The organism is Balneolaceae bacterium (assembly GCA_034521495.1).
In the GTDB taxonomy this organism is placed as follows: domain Bacteria; phylum Bacteroidota; class Rhodothermia; order Balneolales; family Balneolaceae; genus Rhodohalobacter.
Genome location: JAXHMK010000016.1, coordinates 117,044 through 140,521, shown reverse-complemented (window position 1 = coordinate 140,521; position 23,478 = coordinate 117,044). Strand labels below are relative to the sequence as shown.

Sequence of the window (23,478 nt, the reverse complement as noted above, 5' to 3'; positions counted from 1 at the left end):
CAGGTTTGAATGAATAGGTACAGGGGGCACAAGCGAGGACGCTTGCGCCATCTACTAAAGCCATGCACTGTGCCTGATTTTTCAATAGCCTTCCGGATTTTTTTGCTGCCAGTTCCAGGCATCGCGGCACATCTCCTCTAATCCTCGATCGGCTTTCCAGTCCAGCTCACGTTCTGCTTTGGAAGGATCGGCATAACATGAGGCTGCATCACCATCTCGGCGGGGTGCTATTTCGTAGGGAATGGATACCTCGTTTACCTCTTCAAATGTTTTTACCAATTCTAAAACTGTGTACCCGCTTCCGGTACCGAGGTTATAGGTCACGAGGCCGGGATTCTCAGTAAGTTTTTCGAGGGCTTTCAAATGACCGACGGCAAGATCCACAACGTGAATATAATCTCGCTCTCCGGTTCCATCTCTTGTTGGGTAGTCATCTCCAAAAACGTTCAGTTTATCGCGTTTACCTACGGCTACTTGTGTAACGTAGGGCATTAAGTTGTTTGGAACTCCGCTGGGATCTTCACCAATCTGGCCGCTTTCGTGTGCTCCAACAGGATTGAAATACCGAAGAAGTGCCACATTCCATCCGGGGTTGGCGGCCTGGAGATCTTTTAAAAGGAACTCCGTGGTGAGTTTGGTTTGTCCGTAAGGATTTACAGCTCCGAGTGCAGAATCTTCAGTTAGTGGAGATTGGGAAGGATCACCATAAACGGTTGCTGAGGAGCTAAAAACAAAGTTATTTACACCGGTCTCCTGCATTACTTCACAAAGATTAATCGTGCCACTGATGTTATTTTTGTAGTATCGAAGCGGCTGTTTTACAGATTCCCCAACCGCTTTTAATGCAGCAAAATGGATGACAGCATCAAAAGAGTAGGCATTAAACACCTCACGAAGATCATTCTTATTCAAAAGATCTACCTGGTAAAAATCGATCTTTTTTGATGTTAACGATTCAACTCTTGAGATGGCCTCCAGTTTGCTGTTGCTGAGATTATCAACCACAACAACTTTATAATCTGCATTTAAAAGTTCTAATACGGTATGGCTGCCGATAAATCCTGCGCCTCCTGTTACAAGAATACTCTTCATTCTTAATTTTTTTATTCAATTAGATAATATCATATCTAAGATAAGTCCTAAATATGATAAGGAAAAAAGCTTCTGTATAATCAGGAAGGCATACTGATTTTAAACGTTGTTCCCCTGTTGAGCAAGCTTTGAACAGTGATTTTAGCTCCGTGCAGTTCCAATATTTTTTTAGCGATTGAAAGTCCTAATCCTGCACCTGAACTGTTTGAGCGGCTTTTGTCAACCTGGTAAAAACGGTCGAAAATATGGGGGATATCCGATTCAGGAATTCCTTTACCTGAATCACTAATCTCAAGGTTGATCTCTTTCCCATTTTGAACCAACTGAATGGTTACCGTTCCGCCTTCAGGTGTGTGCTTGATAGCATTGTCAATAAGATTGGTGAGGGCACGGTCGAGCAGACCGATATCTGCATAAACCTGTGCGTGCGGATTTTCGGGATAGATTGTCTTAATCTCGATATTTTTTTGTTGGGCAATGGGTTTAAACTGCTGTACAAGATCCTGCACCAGTTCCGCCAGGGTAATATGCTCAAGATTTGGGGTTACATTTTCGGCGTCAAGTTTAGAGAGGGCAAACAGGTCATCGATCATCCGGTTTAGCTTTTTGGTATTTGTGAGTACCGGTTCCAAATAGTTTTGCAGTTCTTCGCGCGAGAGCTCTTTTCCCTTCATCTGTATGGTTTCCAAATACCCCTGAATAGATGAAAGGGGATTACGCAGATCGTGAGAAACATTGGCAACCAGGTCTCTGCGAAGCTTATCGGCTTTCTTCATTTCGTTCATGCTTTCAAGAACGGTGTCGGCCATTTTGTTGAAACAACGAGAGAGATCGGTGATTTCATCATTACTCTTGATAGGAATTCGCTTATTCAATTGGCCCCGCTCAAACTCTTTCACAGTCTTTTTTATTATATCTAAGCGGCGGGTAAGCATTCGGAAGATGAAAAATCCAATAGCCAATCCAATCAAAAGAACTGTACCGATGAACATGAGAGAGCCTCGCAGAATATAACTGTCTTCAATCATGTCTGCGGTTTGTGTAAACTGACTCCCCTCCAGCACAACATAGATATAACAGTCTTCTTCCCCCATAATCGTAATATTGGCTGCGCTAAAGGGTTTCAGCAGGTCCGGGTTTTTGGGATCCATTCCAAGAATGGGCAGAGGTTCACCGGCAATAAATTGATCCAGAGGTTTTACATCCACCATTAGTGTTTCCGGTTCCTGCCCGTTGTTTTGTGCCTGTATAAAACTTTTAATCATACCCTGGCGGTTGAGTAGATAAAAATCGAACTGGGGATTGGCTCCGCTAAGCTCACGTAGTTTTCGGGCTATTGCTTGTTCATCAAAATTATCATCCACAATGGGCTGAAACTCCGTTACAAGTCGTTTGGCGAGATCTCTGTTGGTTTTTTGAATAGATTCCTGGATAATGCGAGATGAGGCCCGGATACTTGTGTACGCCACAAGAGCTCCGAACAGAATCATAATTACCGAAAAAATGGCAATAAGTTTAAAGTAGAATCTACGCATTGTCTTGGCTGTCTGCAGGATCTGTAAACCGGTAGCCAACTCCCCAAACCGTTTTAATGAAGTGAGGATTAGAAGGGTCGCTTTCAATTTTACTCCGCAACCGATTGATGTGTGAATTTACGGTATGGCTGTATCCTTCGTAGCTATATCCCCACACTATATTAAGAAGTTGTTCGCGGCTATAAGCCTTGCCCGGGTTGGAGCTAAACAGAAGTAACAGGTCGTACTCCTTACTGGTTAGTTCAATGCTTTTTCCAGAAAGTGTTACTTTTCGTTTATCAGGATAGATTTCAAGGTGATCATAAACCAGTTTATCCGGTAAATTACCCTCCTGTTCCCGATCTACCTTAATGCGCCGGAAGATCGCTTTTACCCGGGCTGTTAATTCCCGAACACTGAACGGTTTAGTCATATAATCATCAGCCCCGAGTTCCAGCCCAAGAATTGTGTCAACTTCTTCGGTTTTCGCGGTGAGCATCATAATGGGTATCTTTCGATTCTCTTTTCTGATTCGTTTGCATACTTCAAAACCATCCAATTTGGGAAGCATGATATCGAGAATTACAAGCGAGGGATCTTTTTCTTCAAATAGCTTCAGTGCTTCAAGACCATCTCCTGCCGTATATATTTTGTAGCCCTGATCCTCAAGATTAATTTTTATGAGTTTTACCAGGTCACGGTCGTCTTCAACAATCAGTATAGAGTTGGAACTGTCTTTCATAGACATTTTTTTCAAATTAAGAGGAAAAAATCCCCTGTTTATCAACTGCTTTCATCACAGAAAGGTAACATCTGTTATTCCAGTTGCTTTAATTCCTTGAGGAGTTGAGTGCAGAATTTATTCATATTATCAGCCAGATTTTTAATCTCCTCATCAGAGGCATCTTCTTCGAGCATAATTTTAGATGTCTCATACATTGTGATGACTGGATCCAGTTTCATCATTTGGGCAACGGGTTTAATTTTGTGGCCGGCTTTACGGAGGCTCTCCATATCCCGAGTTTTTAAAGATTTTGCAAATTTATCTTTAAACTCGGTGAATGATTCAACGGACGCTGAAGCAAATTCGCTAACGTAATCCTCATCACCATATAAAAGATCAACGATTACCTGTTTATCAACAATTGGTTCTTGAATATCCATAAGTTATCTGTTTACAGGTTTTGTAATTCCGTGTGGTGTAGGTTGTCCATTTTCATCCAGATGAACAAATACAATTTTATCAATCCGAATGATCGGTTTACGCGTGAACTTATGCCGAACTTCGCATTTTACTGTGATAGATGTTGTTCCGAGAGAAACCGTCTCCATTCCAATCTCAATGATATCTCCAAGTTTAGCTGAGCTTACAAAATCGATTTCAGACATAAATTTTGTCGCTATATTCCCCTTTCCCAGCTGGCATATAACATAAATGGCAGCCTCCTCATCAACCCAGGCCAGTACAGATCCTCCAAAAAGAGTGCCATGAGCATTCAGATCCTGTGGTTTGATGAGCTTCCTGCTAAAAAATCGCATTTTTGGAAAATTATTTTCCATGAAAAGCCAGTTTTAAAGTTTTAATTTCTCAGGATTTATAAATAATTGCGCTTTAAATCAAATAGTCACTTCAAGATAGCGTGTTTACATCTTTTCTGATAATATTTTCATGAGAGAATTAGCCTCAAACAACAAGTTGTTTCTATTTATTAATACTTCATTAATATTTAGATAATAAGGAATAGATATGTTGTAATCAGTAACTCCAAAGCGTACTATCGACAATCATATAACGGCAAAAAAAGCTCACTTGATTGGGAGCTTTTTTTATTTCAAAACCGGATGTTACGACCAGGGCCGGATATCGAGATAGAGTTTTCCCTTAAATCCTTTTTTAGATGATAATGGAATATAAACACCTTTCTGGTCAGTGAGCACATCTTTGCCAAGTTTTTCGCCCCACTGTTCATCAGTTGGTATATACCGGATGTTCCATCCGTCATCGGTAATGGTAGCTCGCACGGTTAATTTATCGCGATAGAGATTCTCTTCGGGAATCCGTTCTTCAAGGAAAAGAATTTTATTGATTCTGTACTCCGTAGTTCTAACCACAATGTCGATTGTGAATACAAGTGTTCGTCCGTGTGTAATTTTGTTGCTGTCCAGGAAAACCGAGAACAAAACAGGCAGCCTTGGTTTGTTCCGTCCAACATTTTCGGGGCGCAGAAGTTCATCAAATGTTCGAAAAACAGCGGAACTGTGATCTATTTTACGTTCGGTAAGTTTGTATGTAAACGATCCTCGCGGTGCAACGGTAGCCTCAAAAAAGTAGGAAGCTTTGATATCTTTGTCTTCTTCATACGCCTTTTGAACAGAAGGAGGCAACGGCAGTGCAATAGGTTCTAAAACTCCTTTCACTCTTGTGTTTCCAAACAGAAATCGAACCAGGTTCTGGTATCCTTCTTCAGAATTTACCATTCCAAAGTGGCCGCTGTGGCTGTGATGGGTATAAGCTCTCGGCGATTTATCGACTGTTGCATTTTTTATTTTAACGAGTCCGTCACTCATAGGCCCGACGGCGTATTTGGCGGCGTTATAATCTTTGTGATTTGTACCTACCAGGCAGAAAAACCGGGCTGGATCAAATTTTCCATCCAGCGAGTTAACCTGTACCGAATCTCTGTTAAGATCCAGGTAAGACGCCATCTTATCCCGGTTAAAGTTGTTCATATCCCAAATTCCCAGGAAACCGGGAACGTTTGCTCCGGCAACCTCTATCCCGTTATGCGGAGTGCCGTAGGTAAATACCTTATCTACCAAATGCTTTACATTTTTATTGCTTACATTGTCGTTTTGCAGCAAACAGCGGCAGATCAATCCTCCCATGGAATGTGCCACCAGGTAGACTTTAAATTTATTGTGAGCCTCTTGATCGTCTCCGCAGACCAGGTTTTTGGTTTTCTCAATCAGTTTGCCCAGGGCTTTGGCAGCATCAATAACTGATGGTACTTTTCCTGCACCAATTTCTTCAGAAGCAACATCGTAATACCGGTGAATAATGATACTTTTAGCCGGAATGGTGTCTTCAATTTCTGTTCCATTCATATAATTATCGGCGTATTCGTAATCTTTCATCAAGCGCACAAGAGACGATTCAAATATGTGTTTCTTGATTTTACCATCCCACTCCTGGCGGATTTTGGTGGATCCGAGATTGAAACCCATATATGGCGTTGCAACAGTATCTTCAATCTCAGATTGCCTCATAGCATAACCGCGTACATAAATAATAGGATAGAAAGGAGGATTGATAGCTGGCATAGATATCTCCTGAATTTTAAATGAATATTATCAACAGTTAAATAAATAAATGAAAAACAGTAATGATTTACTATTTTTGATCGCAGAAAAGAATATTAATTCATTAAATTTTCTCAAAATTCAACTTGAGTCCTGGTAGTATTATTGGGATTTTTTCGCATTTGGGGTTTAGAAATAGTATCTGAATAAAAGCAATATACGGTGCCAGATTTGATTACAGTTGTTGGTATAATTTTTATTGCCGGGTGCAATTACGTTGCAACCGGATGGTTCATCAAGTATGCTCAAAAACATAACATTACGGATGTACCAACGAAGCGAAGTTCCCATAGTACGCCAACACCAAGGGGAGGAGGTATTGGCTTTGTCCTTACATCAATCATCGCATTTGTTCTTTATTTTGCATGGCAAGGCCTGCTTACCTCGAGTGCATATCTTTCCTTAATTGCAACAACAATAGTGATTTCATTACTGGGCTGGTTTGATGATAGAATTAATCTTTCTCAATCCATTCGATTAGTCACACAAGTGGCGGCTGCTTCTTTAATTCTATTCTTTGTGGGCACACTTGATTCGTTTTCTTTACCATACGTGTCTGAATTTTCATTGGGAATTTTTAGCCCGTTTCTTGGGATTTTGTGGATAACCGGTGTTACGAATATCTACAATTTTATGGATGGGGTTGACGGGATAGCTACAGCCCAGGCGCTCACCGCCTCTGGAGGCTGGATGATTTTTGCTTTTTTTTGGGGTGAACCCACTCTCTTTACACTTAACCTGATTGTATTTGCAACTGTATTGGTTTTTCTAATATACAATTGGGCACCTGCCAAAATATTTATGGGCGATGTAGGTAGTCTTTTCCTGGGTTTCTTTTTTGCTGTGATGCCCTTTGTTGCGGCATCAGTTTCTAAGGAGATCACTATTGCCACAAGTCTGTGGATTGGAGCATTGCTTTTATGGCCCTTTCTGTTTGATAGTTCATCAACCCTGGTTCGGCGAATGATAAAAGGTGAGAATATTTTTAAACCTCATCGTTCTCATCTTTATCAGCGATTAAATATAGCAGGTTGGCCGCATTCAAAAATTTCAACTCTGTACCTGGCTTTTGCTCTAATTTGTTTGATGATCTCACTGTTGTATTACCATGAAAATGATGCAGTTCAAATTTCTCTTCTGCTCTTGTTACTGCTTATGTCATTTTTATATTTGACGGGAGTTCATTTTGTAGAGAAAAATAAGCAACAGTAAATATCAACAAAGTTTATTCCACTACTGCACGCCATAGTGCTGTTGACTGGTGTTATCTGAGGCAATTAGATTTTAGAACAATCAGAGAGGTTCACATGCTGTTGGAGTACCCACCGCACAGTAAAACAGCTATCTGTTGGCTTCTTTAAAGCTATTTATAAAAAGGCTGTGCAGAAGCAATCATTTGTTTTCGACTTCATTCGTCGTACCTCCTCATCGCGATCAAACTGACGTTCTATTGAGCGCCCCGAAGGGATCACTTTGTGGCAGCGGAGCGAAGTCGAAATATGTCTGGTATTTCAAAACCCTCTCAATAAAACATGAGCGGTAATTATAAAATGAAGCTATACATATACATTGATAGTAATTAAATTCTATTTCGGACAGAAAAATTACGGATAATACAACTTATAGGATATATATCAGTAATTTTTAATTGACTAATAATTACTATATTAATCGGATAGTTAGAGAGTTTTAAAATAGTAGACTTGGTATTATTTACATATAAGGTTTAAACCTTGAAAATGGCAATATTGAAGAAATATACAAGCCGTGTCTTTTTTTTCATTGCAGGAGATGCGATCGCCATACTGCTGTCTTCTTTCATATCGATATATATTTTAAGGTCTGTAGCCAGTTTTTCGGTTGAACTACCTATCCTGTTTATAGCCGCTTATTTAGTACTTTCTCTCCTTTTTCTTGGCCTGTTTAAGATGTATAAGGTAAGCTGGCGTTTTACCAGTCTTCGTGAATTGTTAATGATTATTAGTGCTTTGACAATTTCCGCTATTTTATACGCCGGGTTTTTAGTGGTCATAGGACAGGCCAACAATATACAGCTCTCTTTACTTGCAATAACCCATCTGCAAAGCATACTCTATATTGGTGCTTTCCGAATAAGTAAACGTTTAAATCTTGAAATTTTTCAAAATCAACATCACGAAAAAAGAGCCATTGTATTCGGAGCGGGTAATGCGGGTGATCAGATCATGCGGGATATAAAACGGCATACACACTGGAATTTAAATATTATTGCTGTATTCGATGATGCTGAGAAATTACATGGTCTTTCCATGCATGGGGTTCCAATTAAAGGCGACAGAAATAAAATGATTCAATTTCTGCGATATACAGATATCGATGAGTTGATTATTGCTATACCGTCTCTCCCAAAGCATGATCTGAAATCGGTCATCAAGAGAATAAAAAACGTAAAACCGAACTTAAAGGTAAAAGTACTGCCATCCTTTCACCTTCTTTCAGATGATCCGGTAGGGGTTAAAAATATTCGCGAAATCAGTATTGATGATATTCTTGGCCGCGAACCTGCAAAAATTGATATGGATTCAATTCGCAGCAGTATTGAAGGAAAAACAGTTTTAATAACTGGTGCCGGAGGTTCGATAGGCCGGGAAATTGTCAGGCAGTGTGTAAGTTTAAATGTTGGTAAACTCATTGCTCTTGATATTGATGAAACCGAAGTGTTTCATATACAGAAAGAGTTTGAAGATGGAGAGGTAAATCTTGTACCATATGTTGCAAATATTATGGATGAAGATAAAATGAACCGGCTTTTAAAGAAGGAAAAGCCTCATATTATCTTTCATGCAGCTGCTTATAAGCATGTGCCCATGATGGAAGATTTTCCGGAAGAAGCTATTAAAGTAAATGTGAAAGGTACAGATGTTCTTGCACGCCTCTCTTGTACCCATGATGTAGATAAATTTGTACTGATTTCAACGGATAAAGCTGTAAACCCAACTAATGTAATGGGGGCAACTAAACGGATTGCCGAGGAGATCTGTCTTGATCATAACGATCTTTGTATTACTAAATTTATATCGGTTCGTTTTGGTAATGTATTGGGATCCCGGGGTTCTGTAGTACCGATTTTTATCGATCAAATTCAAAATGGGGGCCCTGTTACAATTACACATCCTGAGGTAAAACGATATTTTATGACAATTCCTGAAGCAGTATTATTAGTAATGCAGGCAGGAGAGATGGGTAAAGGAGGCGAAGTTTTTGTATTGGATATGGGTGAACCCGTTAAGATTTTAGATATGGCTAAACAACTCATTCAGCTTCATGGCTTAGAGCCTGAAAAAGACATTCCGATTGAGTTTATTGGTTTACGACCCGGCGAAAAAATGTTTGAAGAACTGCTGAAGGCTGAAGAGGGGGTTGAAAATACTTCTCACGAGTTAATTCACAAGGCTATTTGCAGGAAAGATGTAAATAATGATGAACTCACAATGGTAATTTCTCAAATGGTGGAAAGTATTGAGAACGGAAATATGGATTCACTTCGCAATCATATCAAAAAAATTGTTCCTACGTACTCCTACAAAGACTCGTATAAAACTCTCAATAATGAACGCGACTCTTTGAAGAATTATACCAATTAGTGATCCAGTTTTTTGACTAAAATTCGGCATTTATAAATAAACTTATTCATCTGGTGCTATTTTCATTTCTCAATTCGGTGAGGAGTCTTATATTCCATGCTTGCAATAGATAATATTCATAATAAAAATACATGAACATCAAACAGTTACTGCAAAAAATTCAAAATAGAGAGTTTAAAGTTGGAATTATCGGTCTTGGTTATGTTGGGTTACCACTGATGTGGACTTTCCACGACAATGGAATGCCTGTTATTGGGTACGATATTGATGAGTACAAAGTGAAATGCATTGAAGAGGGTACACCTTACATCAAACATCTCGGAAAAGATAAAATGCAGGTATTAGCTGAATCAGACAGGTCTTCTGCTACTGCAGATTTCTCTCGATTAGAGGAAGCTGATGCACTTCTGATGTGTGTACCTACCCCGCTGAATACTCACAGAGAGCCGGAGATGAGATTTGTTGTGGAAACGGCCAGGGTTATCGCAAAAAATTTAAGGAAAAACCAGTTGGTAATCCTTGAGTCTACAACATGGCCGGGTACTACCCAGGAATTAATTATCCCGATTCTGGAAGAAGAAAGCGGCTTAACTTCGGGGGAAGATTTTTATGTAGCGTACAGCCCGGAGCGCGAAGATCCCGGAAATGCAGAGTTTAATACGTCCAAGATTCCTAAAGTTGTGGGCGGACATGGACAGGAAGCAGTAGAACTTGCCTGCGAACTCTACAATACATCCATTGTGGAAACAGTGCCCGTAAGCGATACAAAAACAGCCGAAGCGGTAAAATTAACTGAAAATATATTTCGTTCAGTTAACATTGCGTTGGTAAATGAATTAAAAGTGATTTATAAAGAGATGGGTATCGATGTCCATGAAGTGTTGGATGCGGCTGAAACCAAACCCTTTGGATTTATGAAGTTTACTCCGGGACCTGGTTTGGGAGGACATTGTATTCCAATCGATCCATTTTATTTAACGTGGAAAGCAAGGCAGTTTGAGCAAAATACGCGATTTATTGAGCTGGCCGGTGAGATTAACACCGAGATGCCAAATTATGTAGTAAACAGAACACTTCAGGCACTCAACTCTCATAAAAAAGCTGTAAACGGCAGCAAAGTTTTGATTCTTGGTTTAGCCTACAAACCCAACGTGGATGATGATAGAGAATCACCCAGTTATAAACTGATGGATCTATTCTCTTCAATGGGTGCAGACGTGAATTACTACGATCCCTATGTGCCTGTAATCAAAGAATCCAGGGAACATGCGCACTGGGCGGGTACCAAATCCGTGGAATGGAATAAAGATACCATACAACAGTATGATGTGGTTGTTATTTCAACAAATCACGATGAGATAGATTACCATGAATTATCTGAATGGAACGACCTGATTGTGGATACCCGTAACTCCATGAAGCATATATCATCTAAAAACGGGCATGTTTGGAAAGCTTAACGGGCTTGGGGAAACAAAAAAATATTACATAGCATAACCTTTAATAAAAAACGGTTATACAATTCTCTTCTTGATTTTAAATTTTAAACAACATTAGAAAATGAAAGTTCTTATCACCGGCACGGCTGGTTTTATCGGGTTTCACTTAACAAAGCGTTTGCTTGAGGAAAACTTTGAAATAGTGGGCCTGGATAATATAAACGACTATTATGATGTGAAGCTGAAAAAAGACCGACTGAAAGAAACAGGTATTGATGAGATCAGCGAAGATAATCTTGTAACAAGTTCATCAAACAGCAATTATCGTTTCATCAAAACAGATCTTGGAAATAAAGAAGTTGTAGAACAGCTTTTCGAGTCAGAACAATTCGATATAGTTATTAACTTAGCGGCTCAGGCGGGCGTTCGTTATAGCCTTGAGAATCCACACTCATATATAGAAAGTAATATAGTCGGTTTTTTAAATATCCTTGAAGGATGTCGCCATACGAATGTATCTCATCTGTTGTATGCTTCATCAAGTTCAGTATATGGATCAAACAAAGAGATGCCTTTCAAAACATCAGACAATGTAGATCATCCGGTGAGTTTATATGCTGCAAGTAAAAAGTCTGATGAATTGATGGCCCATGCATATTCTCATCTGTATGGCATTCCAACAACGGGGCTTCGCTTTTTTACCGTTTATGGCCCATGGGGACGGCCCGATATGGCACTGTTCCTGTTTACAAAAGCGATGTTGGAAGGACATCCAATTAAGGTATTTAATCACGGTAATATGGCTCGCGATTTTACTTATGTTGATGATATTGTTGAGGGAATGAAAAGATTAATTCTAAAAGCGCCTTCTGAATCTTCAGGTCAGCTAACTGCTCCTTACCAGCTTTTTAATATTGGGTATGGCAGTCCTGTCAATCTCATGGACTTTATCAATGAAATTGAAGAAAACCTGGGAATTGAAGCTGAAAAGAACATGATGGACATACAACCCGGCGATGTTCCTAAAACATGGGCAGATGTGGAACCTCTTAACAATTTAACAGGATTTCGTCCACAAGTAACTGTAAAAGAGGGAGTTAAAAAATTTATAAATTGGTATAAAAAATACTATACTGATTAACAATGATCTAAAAATTGTTGGGACAAAACAGGTGGAAAAGCTTTAGTTATAAAGATTGTAAGAATAGCAGATATAGCTGAGCATTAAATCGATAAGATAAATAGAATAGAATTTTTGTAAATTCTTAATTTTATTTGTCTTGATGTGAAATAAGCTTTAGTGTTTTTTCTTCTTAAGGAATAATTAACTGTTGGTAATGTTAAAAAGAATTATTGATCACAGAGATTTTTGGAAGTTCTTTATAGAGCTTGGTGTTTGGAGTTCTATTACAATCGTAGCATTTACGCTCCGTCTTGATGGAGATTTTAATGGATATGTTGATGAAATTTTAGGAGCAACGGTTGTACTTTCATTAATAAAAGCTTTTTCTATTTATTGGTTTGGAACGTTCCGGCAATCTTGGAGGAATACAGGATTTCGGGATCTTTTTTCCCTTTTAAAGTCTATTTCATTTGTCACTGGCATTTTTCTTGTTTCAACAATTTTACTTCGTGAGTCCGTTGTTATTCCATATTCTGTTCCTGTTATAGAATACTTTTTATCACTCTTGCTGCTGTCCGGTATGAGAGTGGGCACTCGTTTTTATCTTGTGTATTGGAATCCAACGTATGTTCGGGCTAAAACCAAAAATAAACACAGAGTACTAATTGCCGGTGCTGGAGAGAGTGGTAATATGGCTGCCCGCGAAATGTTACGCCACCCCCAGGCCGGAATGTATCCTGTTGCTTTTTTAGATGATGACAGATCGAAGCACGAACAAAAATTTCTTGGAATTCCGGTTGTTGGCACCATTGATGAAATGGATGAAGCGGTCAAACAGTTTAAAATTGATGAAATTTTGATAGCTATGCCTTCTGAATCTGGTGATGTGATTCGGAGAGTTGTTGAGCAGGCAAGAAAGACGGATGCCAAATATAGAATAATTCCAAGCATATACGACCTGATTAGCGGTAAAGTAACTATCAATCAGATACGGGATGTGGATGTAGAAGACCTGCTTCGCAGAAAACCGGTTGAACTGAATACCAAGCTGATCAGAAAATATACGGAAGACAAAACTATTCTCGTGACGGGGGCCGGTGGATCCATTGGTTCAGAAATTGTTCGCCAACTCTCAAGATTCAAACCTCGCAAGGTTGTACTTTTGGGTCGCGGTGAAAATAGTATTCACCGGTTGATAAATCATATTGACTATCAGTTTAGCGACCTTAGTTATGCTACTGAGATAGGAGATGTTAGGGATAAGCAAACTCTTGAACGGATTTTTAAAAAATATAAACCGCAAGTTGTTTTTCATACAGCCGCTCATAAACATGTTCCGCTTATGGAAGCTAATCCCGAGCAAGCGATATTTAATAATGTATGCGGAACAAGGAACTTAGTTCAGGTTTCTCTTGATTTTAAAATAACGCACTTTGTTAATATTTCTACAGATAAGGCCGTAAATCCCACCTCTGTGATGGGAGCTACCAAAAGGATATCGGAGCAGATTGTGCAGTGGGGTTCAAATCAAACAACTAACGGAGAAGTTTTTGTATCTGTTAGATTTGGAAATGTACTGGGCAGCCGGGGAAGTGTTATTCCCAAATTTAAAGAACAGATTAAACGTGGCGGCCCGATCTCCATTACGCATCCGGATATGGTGCGCTATTTTATGACGATTCCCGAGGCATCACAACTTGTAATGCAGGCCGGGGCATTAAATATGAACGGTTCTGTATTCGTGTTGGATATGGGGGAGCCGGTAAACATAGAAACAATGGCAAGGGATTTAATAACACTATCGGGTTTTGAACCGGATAAAGATATTAAAATTGAATATATAGGGATGCGGCCGGGTGAAAAGCTTTACGAAGAACTTTTAACGGCTGAAGAAGGAACTGATATGACACAGCATGAAAAAATTTATGTAGCAAAAAGCAATGATGTAAAAAGTGATATTTCAAATAAGCTTGATCATCTGGAGCAGGTAGCAGCCGGTGGTAATCACGAACAGATTAAGCAAGCAATTAAAGATATTGTACCTACATATCAATTCAAGTCAAAAGAACTCCTCAATTACAAAGCTTAGATTTACGTACATTTTCGTAAATTTAGTAAGAATTCAATCATTTCTATATTACCTGAAATATTAAAGTAATTTTGTCTCGTTGTGTCAGATTATAACAAAAATGAGCCGGACCGCCCTGAGGAGGGAAGTATAGAAAAAAAGGGTAAAAAACAGTTAGAGAAAAGCTCATTAAAAGAAGAATACAGGCTTATCCCTGTTTCGGAAGAGGGATACCAAGACCGCGAGGACGAAGTATTTATTGACCTTGTAGGTATTGCTAAAGATCTATGGGTTAATAAGGGTACAATACTCAGCTCTGTAATTATTGTATTTGCTTTAGGAATAATTATATACCTGGGTAGTAATCCAATGTATTATTCAGAGGCTCAATTGATGCCACAATCCACTTCAAATCAATCTCAATTAGGTCAATTATTTCAACAATACGGTAACTTTTTTGGCATTCAAAGAGAGGCTGAAGAAAATGATATCCAGGTCACCATGTATCCTCATATTGTTGAGAGTCTGAATTTTCAAATTGAATTGATGCAGCATGAAGTCTATTTCAGCACATTAGACAGCACCCTAACGGTTTTCGATTACTTTAATGAATATTACAGACCCAGTTTAGTAGACAGGACGGTAGATTTTATTTGGAATTACACAATTGCACTACCGGTTACAATTTGGGATGGAACAAGGTCATTTTTTTCTAAAGAAACCTCAGAACGCCCTGAAATTGACTTTTCTCAGTTCGATGAATTTGATGCGCCAAAACAATTAGATAATCGTATCAGAAAAGTATCAACTACTGCAGGAGAGTTGATAACGATCTCCAGGGAGCCACAAACAGGGTTTGTTAATATTGGGGTTTCGCTACCTGATCCACAAGCCTCAACAGAAATGGTGATGTTAGTTAAGGAACTGTTGCAGGAGTATGTAACTGATTTCCGAACTGAGAAGGCAATAAATAATTTAGAATTTATAGAAGAACAGTATGAAGAAGCAAAACAATTGTTCCAAATCCGTCAGGATTCATTAGCAGCTTTTCAGGATCGGAATGTAAATCTTAATTTACAAAGTGTAGCTGTGGTGGAGCAACGTCTTCAGTCTGAGTATGATTTAGCGTTCAGCCTTTATAACACATTAGCCCGAAGACTACAGGAAGCAAAGATTCAGGTGCAGGAAGAAACACCTGTCTTCAGGGTTCATGAGCCTGCTGTGATACCGGGGAGTCCATCTGAACCAGACCCTTTAAGAATTTTAGGTGGTTCATTATTTGCAGGCCTGTTTTTGGGGATTGTTATGATCTATCTGAGACGATGGGTATCCTACTTTTGGAATGAATTTAAAAATAAAGATCCTAAACCTTACCTAAGCTGAGTTTGAAGTTTTTTGAGAGTATAGCGTATTATTTTGGCGTCTATAAAGATTTTATAGGGAAAAGACTCTACATTGTATTTGCTCTAACGGCCACTGCTGCACTAACCGAGGCTTTCGGAATTACGTTAATCTTACCTTTGATTGAAGCGGCTGACGCCGGAGATGGCGGACTTGGCGGCCGTGGTGGTGTTGCGTTACAGTTTTTGCATGCAATTCTTGAATTTATGGGAATCCAAAACTCAATTGTTGGTATTCTCATTTTTATTGGCGTGATATTTATAGGCAAGGGTTTTTTGAAATTCCTGGAGGGTGGATATGCCAGTTATCTTCGTGCCCAATTGATGAAAGAGATCAAGGGGAAGATGTTTAATTCCTACCGGTTTATGGATTATAAATATTATGCTGATAATAATACCGGTCATTTTATCAATGTGATTAACGGACAAATCAATAATTTTATACGAACATTTGATACATTTACCCGTTTTCTCACAATGATTATTATTACGGCATCGTACCTGTCAATTGCATTTTTACTGGCATGGAGATTCGCCCTAATGGCCATAGGCATAGGTTTTCTGCTTCTGTTTCTCTTCAGATATTTAAATAAATACGTTCAGAATCTCTCCAGGAAAACCTCTAAAGAAGAAAGTCTTCTGAATAAGTTTTTGGTTCAAACTATTCAGTCATTTAAATATCTGTCATCCACAAATCAGATGCAGTATTTGAAAGGCGGTGTAATGTCGAGTATTGAAAGACTGGCTCAGTATATGTTTCGGCAAGGAGCTGCAAGTGCATTTACAAAGGCTATACGGGAACCTGTTTCTGTTATATTTCTGCTTTTTGTAATTATTGTTCAAGTGGTGGTATTCGACGCCCCGATAGCCCCGATATTTGTTGCCCTGTTACTCTTTCACAGAGGAATGCAACACATGATTGGAATCCAGGATGACTGGCAAAAAACAATGGAAAAAATCGGATCACTTGAGATGGTTGTGAACGAGTTTGAGATTTTGGAACATCACCGCGAACAAAGTGGTTCTCGTTCTGTTGGTCAGCTTTCGGATGGAATCGAGTTGCATGATGTTAAATTCCGCTACGATGACAGTGACGAGAATATTCTTAAGTCTGTAAATATTGAGATTCCGATCAATAACATGATCGCCTTTGTGGGAGAATCCGGTGCTGGCAAATCAACGCTGATTGACACTTTAACCCTTCTTTTAAAACCCCAGAGTGGTAAAATTTACATTGATGGTATTGATTCTTCAGAGATTGAAGTTGGTTCATGGAGATCACAAATTGGATATGTTTCTCAGGAAACGGTTGTTTTTGATGATACCGTAGCTAACAATATCTGCTTATGGAAAGGGGATTATGAAAATGATCCCGGCGTAAGAAAACGTGTGGAAGAAGCAGCCAAAAGAGCTTATGCCGATCAGTTTATCCGGGATATGAATGATGGATACCAAACAGTTGTGGGCGATCGGGGAGTACGTTTGTCCGGCGGTCAGCGCCAGCGACTTTTCATCGCACGCGAACTTTATAAAAATCCTAATCTGCTTATTCTTGATGAGGCTACAAGTTCTCTGGATACAGAATCCGAGCGATATATTCAAAAAAGTATCGATGCTCTGAAAGGCTCAATGACAGTGGTAATTATTGCACATCGATTGTCTACTATCAAAAACTCAGACTTGATTTATGTACTGGAAAAAGGACGTATTATTGAAAGCGGAACATACGATGAGCTTTCGCTAAATAGTGATTCCCGTTTTGCCCAGATGGTTGCAATTCAAAGCCTGTAGTTTGCAAATAGGTGATTGCTGCAATACATTTCACTTCTCAATTAAACAGAGGGTAGAATGACTCCAAATCTGGCAATTGTATTACCTGCCTACAAATCTGAATTTTTACAGAAAACGCTTCAAAGCATCTGCAATCAGACGGATCAGCGATTTATACTATACATTTTTGATGACGCCAGTCCACATAATATCGAACAGATTACTCAACAAGTATCTTTTGATTGTAAAGTTAAATTCAAACGGTTTAAAAGAAATCTTGGAAAGAGATCACTCACTCAGCAGTGGGAGCGATGCATTGGAGAGACAGCAGAGGAAGACTGGATCTGGCTTTTTTCTGATGATGATATTATGACACCAGATTGTGTGGAATCTTTTTATAAAACCGTTAATGTAAATCCGGGATTTTCGGCCTATCGGTTCAATACAAAAAAAGTATCAGTAAACGGAAAAGTTATTAAAGAGAACGAATTCCCGGAGATACTTGACGGGGCTGAATTCCTGAATAATAAGTTGTCCTACAAAGAGGAAAGCTATATTGTTGAGTATGTTTTTTCACGGAGAGCATATCAAGAGATAGATGGATTTCCTGACTTACCGCTTGCGTGGACGGCCGACGATCTTTTTTGCCTGAAACTCGCCCAACACGGAGGTATCTGCTCCATTAAGGGGGGATCTGTCCATTGGCGCTATAGTGATTCAAATATATCAGGTAGAAAGAATCGAAAAAATGCACTTTTGAAGGTGAATGCGGCTTTAGAATTTGTAGATTGGATCATGGAAAAGCCTAACATTACACAAAAACTCAAGCCCCGTGAATTGCCGATTACATGGTATATTCGTCAAATTCGCTCGATGCTGGATCAGTTGACGCTTATAGATCAGTTGAAAGCGGTGCAATCTGTATCACATCATGATAAAGGTGCATGGATACATTATTTTCGAATGAAAAAAAACAGAAGTAAAATATACGGATGGCTGAAAAAATTCTCATCATAAGTCCGGTTCCACTTTTTCCGGGTCATGCGGGTAATCGCGAAAGAATTCGGGCGATCTGTTACGAGCTGATGTCCAGTGGATACCAACTCGATTTTTTTTATACAGGATTCCATCAAGAAATTTCGAATGATCATCAAACCTTTTTTAACGGTACAGTTTTAGAACATGCTCTGACGGATGAAAAAGTAAAATGGATTAAAAATCCGCTGTATAGAATGAGAGAAATTCTTCAGGGTATCAGGATAAAAACAGACCGATGGTTGAGATATCTCAAAGATGGAGCGAAATCTGCTCGATTTAACCGGAGCTTGAAGGAGTACAGAAATTTCGGGAAGCTAATTCTCCTGGAGAATCAAATACATAGTGATTCATATAAAGCTGTAGTTGTAAACTATGCCCCTTACTCCTTCTACTTTGATCTTTTTGACAAAGAAACTATCAAAATTATCGATACACATGATCGGTTAACGGATCGTTTTAAACTGTTTTCAGAAAACAACCAAGCTCCGGCAGACTGGCACAGTCTTCAAAAAAAGGATGAGAAAAAAGTTCTTGCAAAAGCAGATGTAGTGTGGGCAATTACGGAGCAGGAAAAATATTTTTTTGAGGAGTTGCTCGCCGCAGACTCAGTACAAGTTTATTTATTAAAACATCTGATTTCCTACAGCCAAACAGAAAATCGTGAATCGGTCAATACTATTATTATGATCGGTTCATCAAATCGACTGAATATCAGAGGTTTGACATGGTTTTTAGAGCAGGTTTGGAAAAAAATTACACACTACGAATTTGATCTGAAATTCCTGGTAGCCGGGTCGATTTGTGAGGCCGTAGATGCGTCTATATTGGATGAAAATGTTGAACTTTATGGAAGGTTTGATTCAACCGACGAAATTTATTCTAAAGGAGATCTTTTCATCAACCCGATGCAGGAGGGTACAGGTTTAAAAATCAAAACTTTTGAAGCACTTGCCAATGGTAAATTTGTACTTTCAACGGAAGCCGGCGCTACGGGATTACAAGAACTGATTGGCCATGCGTTGATCTGTACAAATAATCCTGCTGTCTGGATTTCTGAGATTAAAGATTTTTTTGAAAAGGGAACTAAAAAGGAAGAAAAGTTAGAGCAAACAAAAAAAATTATCTCAAAAATCTACAGGGATAATTTAAATGTGATTAGCAAATCGTTGAACATCAAAAAAGGAAGCTAAGTGTTTGTGACACAATTGGTATCTTTTTCTACCTTAAAGAGCAATCAATTACGAAACCCGATATATCATTCATGAAAATATTGATTCCACAGCATGTAAGAACAAGCGGAAAAGCAAATCCCTATCTGTTCTTGCTGATGAGAGAGCTGCATAAATTAAATAAGATTACCGAAATACAGCACGGATATGGCTGGTTATATGAACCCGGTTTGTGGGATATTATTCACTTGCATTGGCCCGAGTATTTAGTAAAATCACAACTCACTGATATGACGAGGATCGATTTGCTGCAAGAAAAGCATTTTAAAAAAGTCACTGACTCTATTGAACAAAAGAAGTCGCAGGGCGCAAAGATTGTTCTAACCGTTCACAATGAAAAACCGCATGAAGATAAAGGTGGCATTTTTGATTCATTCTATGATCAGATTTATGATTTGGCAGACGGATTCATTCACCTGGGAACATTTTCTGAGAAGAAATTGCATGAAGTTTACCCGAAAGCAAAGGAGAAGTCCCATTTTGTAATTCCTCATGGCGATTACAATTATTTTCCTTCTGACATGAAAAGGTCTGAATGCCGGCAGAAGTTAAATATTGATGAGGATCAAAAGCTCTTGTTGGCATTTGGTGCCATACGATCTAAAGAGGAGCTTGAATTGGGTATCAATGCTTTCAACAACAGTTCTGTTGAGAATAGTATTTTTTTAGTAGCAGGATCACTTCCGCACCCATATCGATCAGAACTGGATCACTATATAACAAGAAAAAAATTATATACCAATGTTCTCAATAAACGTATCAAAGTTCATGAAAAAGTGGTCGCACCGGAAGAGGTTCAGATCTATCTGAAAGCTACAGATCTTTTGTTTTTACCTCGTTTAGATACTCTCAATTCCGGAAACATAGCGTTAGGTTTTACATTTGGTAAAGTAGTTACAGGTCCTGGCTATGGAGTAATTGGTGAAATTTTAAACGAGACCGGCAATCCTGTTTTTGACCCCGCCAACCTGGAATCGGTAAGTGAGGGTATTGAGAAAGGGTTTGAATTATCAGAAGAAGGGCATGGTATAAAGAATAAGGAATATGCAAATCATCAAATGAATTGGAAAAATATCGCACAGAAAACAGTTCAGTCGTATAAATCTTTATAACCGTTTATGAGAGAACTTAACAGAGATATAGATTTGTTTTTGACTTCATTCCTCGTTCCTTCTCATTACACCGAGGGGATCTGCCGCAACCATCCCTTAAGGGGCCCTTGGAGCGCTCAAACTAACGCCATATTGAGCGCAGTAGAGCAGCCTGCCCCGAAGCGTCAGGGAAGTCGAAATATGTACTGTATTTTAAAGTTCTCTTTGAAAGAACTTAAAATTACGGTCGGAAAATGAATCCAAAAGATTTTCAATCGGAAAGGCCGACTGTTTCTGTCATCATTCCTTTTTATAACAATCAGGATGAGGTTGTACGGATTGAAGAGCATATACGAAATCAAACCTACCCGGAAAGTAATCTTGAAGTCATTTTTGTGGATAATGGTTCTGAGGACTCGTATCAATTTCAGGAGTCTTTTTTAAAGAGGAACATCCTGCTTACAGAAAAGAAATATTTAAACAGCCCATACTCCGCAAGAAACAGGGGGATAGAAGCATCAACAGGGGAGATTATTGTTTTTGTGGATGCGAATTCATTTCCTGAAGGTGATTGGTTGGAACAAGGGGTGAACTGCCTGAGAGATTCCGGGAAGGATTTAATGGGTGGGAATGTGCTATTTGATTTCCAGGATGAAATGACGGCCGCTAAAATTGTAGATTCATTAACATCCATACAGATGAAAGATGCGATTGAGAAAAGAGGTGTTGCATACACGGCTAATCTGTTCGTGAAAAGATGTGTTTTTGATCAAATCGGCCATTTTGAAGAGCGGAGTGCGATCCGGTGGTGATGTACGGTGGACCCTGAAAGCAAAAAGCCACAATTATAACATCGGGTATTGTAGGACAGCGGCGGTAAAAAAATATGCCCGCCAGTCAAAAAGCCTTTATCAAAAGAAAATACGAACCGGAAGAGGCTACTTTTATACCTGGAAACAAGAACCCAGAAAGGAGAGAAAACCTTGGTATTATAATTTTTTAAGATCCTTAAAACCCCCATCTATTGCAAAAATCAGAGGAAATAACCCGGAGAGGTACAGAAAAGAATTTGATCAGAAAACAGGTCTGATTTGGTTACATTTTTATGCATTAGGGATTTTGGAACAACTGGCGTTTATTTTTGAATTTATGAGAGAAAAAGTAAAGTGATATGGGTACTGAAAGTAAACTCAGACAGGCAAAAATATATTACCTCTTATGAGTGAAATGAAGAAATATGAGTACAGGCGGCAGTTCATAGCCGGTTCACATTTTCGGGGTGAAAATGAATACTGGCAGCACATTGATGTTGCGAAGAATTTAAAGCTCAGCGTCCATAAGGATCTTCCCGTACAGGTCATTCAGAGAGAAGAAAAGCAACTTTTTCTGTTGGGGTATATTATTGATCCGTTTCACCCGGATCGGACGGATGCGGATATCATAGAATGGCTTTTTGAGAAGTCAGCAGATGCTTCAACTCTAATTGAAAATACATATCGCTTATCCGGAAGGTGGATTCTGATTTATGTTGACGATGGGGAGATTACATTCTTTCACGATCCGTTTGGGATGAGGCAGATTTACTACGCCAAAGTTGAGGGGAATATTTGGTGTGCATCGGATCCTGCAATTTTAGCTGATTACCTGAATTTAAAACCTGATGAAGAAGATGAAGAGAAGATTAAATTCATCCATTCTTCTGCGTTTGAGAAAAAAGAAAGATTTTGGGTAGGAGACAAAACAAGGTATCGGGAAATACAGCACTTGCTTCCAAACCATTATTTGGAAATTAATACGGGTTTTGTTCACAGGTATTGGATGAATAATGAACCAACAATCTCAGCAGATGAAGCCGCAAAACGGGCAGGTGATCTTTTAAAAGGTTCACTTCTTTCAGCCAAAAAAAGATTTAATTTGATGATGCCTGTTACGGCAGGATGGGACAGCCGGGCACTGCTATCTGCAACAAAAAAGATCAAAGATGAGATATTCTATTTTATCAGTACCAAAAACCAGTTAACCGAAGAAGATGAAGATGTAAAAATCCCCCAAAAACTATTTAAAAAATTAAGGGTAGATTTCCACCTGTTAGATAATCTGAAACACCCCGATGAAGATTTTTTAAAGACACTGCATAAGAATGTAGACCTGGCTCGAAATCTTCCTAAAACGTTGACTTTTTATGAGTTTTATTTAAATCACCAGGAGAAGGTGAATATAAACGGGCGAGGGGCAGAAACCGCTCGATCATACTATCCTTTTGAGAAAAATCCTGCGCCTGAATTTCTTGCAAAAGTAACGGGTTACCCGAATAGTGAATTCGTTTTGGAGGAGATAAATAGCTGGATAAACGAAACTAGGCCCATTATATCAGAAAACAATATTGATATGGTTGATCTTTATTACTGGGAACAGAGAATGGGGAATTGGGGAGGAACAGACCCGGCTGAACAGGATATTGCCATTGAGGAATTTTGCCCGTTTAATAACAGGAAATTGATGATGATTCTGCTGAGTACGAATAAAAAATATCGTATCAGGCCCAATTACAGGTTACACAATATGATCATCTCATATTTGTGGAAAGATATATTAAGGGAACCGATTAACCCCATGCCGAAACTTTTATATTTTAAAATGCTCATCAATAGCAAAATATCTTCGAACCTAAAAAGCAAAATTAAGAGATTACTTGGTATGCATCCGTATGATTAAAAAGGAACATATAAGC

18 protein-coding genes are annotated in these 23,478 nt (G+C 39.0%); 12 read left to right on the top strand and 6 right to left on the bottom strand.

Going from position 1 to position 23,478, the window contains the following annotated elements; all coding sequences use genetic code 11:
- Positions 1 to 81: 81 nt before the first annotated feature.
- The 6 genes from galE to U5K72_15820 all read right to left on the bottom strand — a co-directional run bounded on the left by galE (position 82) and on the right by U5K72_15820 (position 5,927).
- Positions 82 to 1,092 carry a UDP-glucose 4-epimerase GalE gene (gene galE, locus U5K72_15845; protein MDZ7720289.1) on the bottom strand — a complete coding sequence of 337 codons (1,011 nt, stop codon included), beginning with the start codon at positions 1,090 to 1,092 and terminating at the stop codon, positions 82 to 84.
- Between the two features lie 80 nt (positions 1,093 to 1,172).
- Complete coding sequence (locus tag U5K72_15840; GenBank protein ID MDZ7720288.1) at positions 1,173 to 2,627, bottom strand: HAMP domain-containing sensor histidine kinase; 1,455 nt, start codon at positions 2,625 to 2,627, stop codon at positions 1,173 to 1,175.
- A complete protein-coding gene (locus U5K72_15835) occupies positions 2,620 to 3,348 on the bottom strand; it encodes a response regulator transcription factor (protein MDZ7720287.1) in 729 nt (242 codons plus the stop codon). Before U5K72_15835 ends, U5K72_15840 begins: the two co-directional genes overlap by 8 nt.
- Before the next feature lie 74 nt (positions 3,349 to 3,422).
- Complete coding sequence (locus U5K72_15830; protein MDZ7720286.1) at positions 3,423 to 3,770, bottom strand: taurine dioxygenase; 348 nt, start codon at positions 3,768 to 3,770, stop codon at positions 3,423 to 3,425.
- 3 nt (positions 3,771 to 3,773) lie between these two features.
- Positions 3,774 to 4,166, bottom strand: a complete 393-nt coding sequence (locus tag U5K72_15825) for a hotdog domain-containing protein (protein ID MDZ7720285.1) — start codon at positions 4,164 to 4,166, stop codon at positions 3,774 to 3,776.
- 285 nt (positions 4,167 to 4,451) lie between these two features.
- Positions 4,452 to 5,927: a hypothetical protein gene (locus U5K72_15820; protein ID MDZ7720284.1), complete on the bottom strand. Its 1,476-nt coding sequence runs from the start codon at positions 5,925 to 5,927 to the stop codon at positions 4,452 to 4,454.
- A 201-nt stretch (positions 5,928 to 6,128) separates the two neighbouring features.
- Here U5K72_15820 and U5K72_15815 point away from each other — a divergent pair, with 201 nt between their 5' ends.
- The 12 genes from U5K72_15815 to U5K72_15760 all read left to right on the top strand — a co-directional run bounded on the left by U5K72_15815 (position 6,129) and on the right by U5K72_15760 (position 23,462).
- The gene (locus tag U5K72_15815) at positions 6,129 to 7,178 is read left to right on the top strand and encodes a glycosyltransferase family 4 protein (GenBank protein MDZ7720283.1); all 1,050 of its coding nucleotides are present in this window, start codon (positions 6,129 to 6,131) and stop codon (positions 7,176 to 7,178) included.
- A gap of 527 nt (positions 7,179 to 7,705) precedes the next feature.
- Complete coding sequence (locus U5K72_15810) at positions 7,706 to 9,589, top strand: nucleoside-diphosphate sugar epimerase/dehydratase (GenBank protein MDZ7720282.1); 1,884 nt, start codon at positions 7,706 to 7,708, stop codon at positions 9,587 to 9,589.
- A 131-nt stretch (positions 9,590 to 9,720) separates the two neighbouring features.
- Positions 9,721 to 11,049 carry a nucleotide sugar dehydrogenase gene (locus tag U5K72_15805; GenBank protein ID MDZ7720281.1) on the top strand — a complete coding sequence of 443 codons (1,329 nt, stop codon included), beginning with the start codon at positions 9,721 to 9,723 and terminating at the stop codon, positions 11,047 to 11,049.
- A 100-nt stretch (positions 11,050 to 11,149) separates the two neighbouring features.
- Complete coding sequence (locus tag U5K72_15800) at positions 11,150 to 12,169, top strand: NAD-dependent epimerase (GenBank protein MDZ7720280.1); 1,020 nt, start codon at positions 11,150 to 11,152, stop codon at positions 12,167 to 12,169.
- Positions 12,170 to 12,365: 196 nt separating this feature from the next.
- On the top strand, positions 12,366 to 14,240 hold the full coding sequence (locus U5K72_15795) for a nucleoside-diphosphate sugar epimerase/dehydratase (GenBank protein MDZ7720279.1): 1,875 nt from the start codon (positions 12,366 to 12,368) through the stop codon (positions 14,238 to 14,240).
- 81 nt (positions 14,241 to 14,321) lie between these two features.
- Positions 14,322 to 15,602: a Wzz/FepE/Etk N-terminal domain-containing protein gene (locus U5K72_15790; protein ID MDZ7720278.1), complete on the top strand. Its 1,281-nt coding sequence runs from the start codon at positions 14,322 to 14,324 to the stop codon at positions 15,600 to 15,602.
- A gap of 2 nt (positions 15,603 to 15,604) precedes the next feature.
- Positions 15,605 to 17,410 carry an ABC transporter ATP-binding protein gene (locus U5K72_15785; GenBank protein MDZ7720277.1) on the top strand — a complete coding sequence of 602 codons (1,806 nt, stop codon included), beginning with the start codon at positions 15,605 to 15,607 and terminating at the stop codon, positions 17,408 to 17,410.
- Positions 17,411 to 17,467: 57 nt separating this feature from the next.
- Entirely contained in the window at positions 17,468 to 18,406 is a 939-nt protein-coding gene (locus tag U5K72_15780) for a glycosyltransferase (GenBank protein ID MDZ7720276.1), read from the top strand.
- Positions 18,382 to 19,617: a glycosyltransferase family 4 protein gene (locus tag U5K72_15775; GenBank protein MDZ7720275.1), complete on the top strand. Its 1,236-nt coding sequence runs from the start codon at positions 18,382 to 18,384 to the stop codon at positions 19,615 to 19,617. Before U5K72_15780 ends, U5K72_15775 begins: the two co-directional genes overlap by 25 nt.
- 71 nt (positions 19,618 to 19,688) lie before the next feature.
- Positions 19,689 to 20,768, top strand: coding sequence for a hypothetical protein (locus U5K72_15770; protein MDZ7720274.1), 1,080 nt, complete (start codon positions 19,689 to 19,691; stop codon positions 20,766 to 20,768).
- Between the two features lie 233 nt (positions 20,769 to 21,001).
- The gene (locus U5K72_15765; protein MDZ7720273.1) at positions 21,002 to 21,559 is read left to right on the top strand and encodes a glycosyltransferase; all 558 of its coding nucleotides are present in this window, start codon (positions 21,002 to 21,004) and stop codon (positions 21,557 to 21,559) included.
- A gap of 406 nt (positions 21,560 to 21,965) precedes the next feature.
- The gene (locus U5K72_15760) at positions 21,966 to 23,462 is read left to right on the top strand and encodes a hypothetical protein (protein ID MDZ7720272.1); all 1,497 of its coding nucleotides are present in this window, start codon (positions 21,966 to 21,968) and stop codon (positions 23,460 to 23,462) included.
- Positions 23,463 to 23,478 lie beyond the last annotated feature (16 nt).

Bases quoted from the DNA above. Each gene is read 5' to 3' on its own strand.
- U5K72_15770 (MDZ7720274.1), top strand. From the start codon at position 19,689: ATGAAAATATTGATTCCACAGCATGTAAGAACAAGCGGAAAAGCAAAT.
- U5K72_15765 (MDZ7720273.1), top strand. From the start codon at position 21,002: ATGAATCCAAAAGATTTTCAATCGGAAAGGCCGACTGTTTCTGTCATC.
- U5K72_15825 (MDZ7720285.1), bottom strand. From the start codon at position 4,166: ATGGAAAATAATTTTCCAAAAATGCGATTTTTTAGCAGGAAGCTCATC.
- galE (MDZ7720289.1), bottom strand. From the start codon at position 1,092: ATGAAGAGTATTCTTGTAACAGGAGGCGCAGGATTTATCGGCAGCCAT.
- U5K72_15805 (MDZ7720281.1), top strand. From the start codon at position 9,721: ATGAACATCAAACAGTTACTGCAAAAAATTCAAAATAGAGAGTTTAAA.
- U5K72_15800 (MDZ7720280.1), top strand. From the start codon at position 11,150: ATGAAAGTTCTTATCACCGGCACGGCTGGTTTTATCGGGTTTCACTTA.
- U5K72_15780 (MDZ7720276.1), top strand. From the start codon at position 17,468: ATGACTCCAAATCTGGCAATTGTATTACCTGCCTACAAATCTGAATTT.
- U5K72_15810 (MDZ7720282.1), top strand. From the start codon at position 7,706: ATGGCAATATTGAAGAAATATACAAGCCGTGTCTTTTTTTTCATTGCA.
- U5K72_15795 (MDZ7720279.1), top strand. From the start codon at position 12,366: ATGTTAAAAAGAATTATTGATCACAGAGATTTTTGGAAGTTCTTTATA.
- U5K72_15835 (MDZ7720287.1), bottom strand. From the start codon at position 3,348: ATGAAAGACAGTTCCAACTCTATACTGATTGTTGAAGACGACCGTGAC.
- U5K72_15775 (MDZ7720275.1), top strand. From the start codon at position 18,382: ATGGCTGAAAAAATTCTCATCATAAGTCCGGTTCCACTTTTTCCGGGT.
- U5K72_15840 (MDZ7720288.1), bottom strand. From the start codon at position 2,627: ATGCGTAGATTCTACTTTAAACTTATTGCCATTTTTTCGGTAATTATG.
- U5K72_15760 (MDZ7720272.1), top strand. From the start codon at position 21,966: ATGAGTGAAATGAAGAAATATGAGTACAGGCGGCAGTTCATAGCCGGT.
- U5K72_15820 (MDZ7720284.1), bottom strand. From the start codon at position 5,927: ATGCCAGCTATCAATCCTCCTTTCTATCCTATTATTTATGTACGCGGT.
- U5K72_15830 (MDZ7720286.1), bottom strand. From the start codon at position 3,770: ATGGATATTCAAGAACCAATTGTTGATAAACAGGTAATCGTTGATCTT.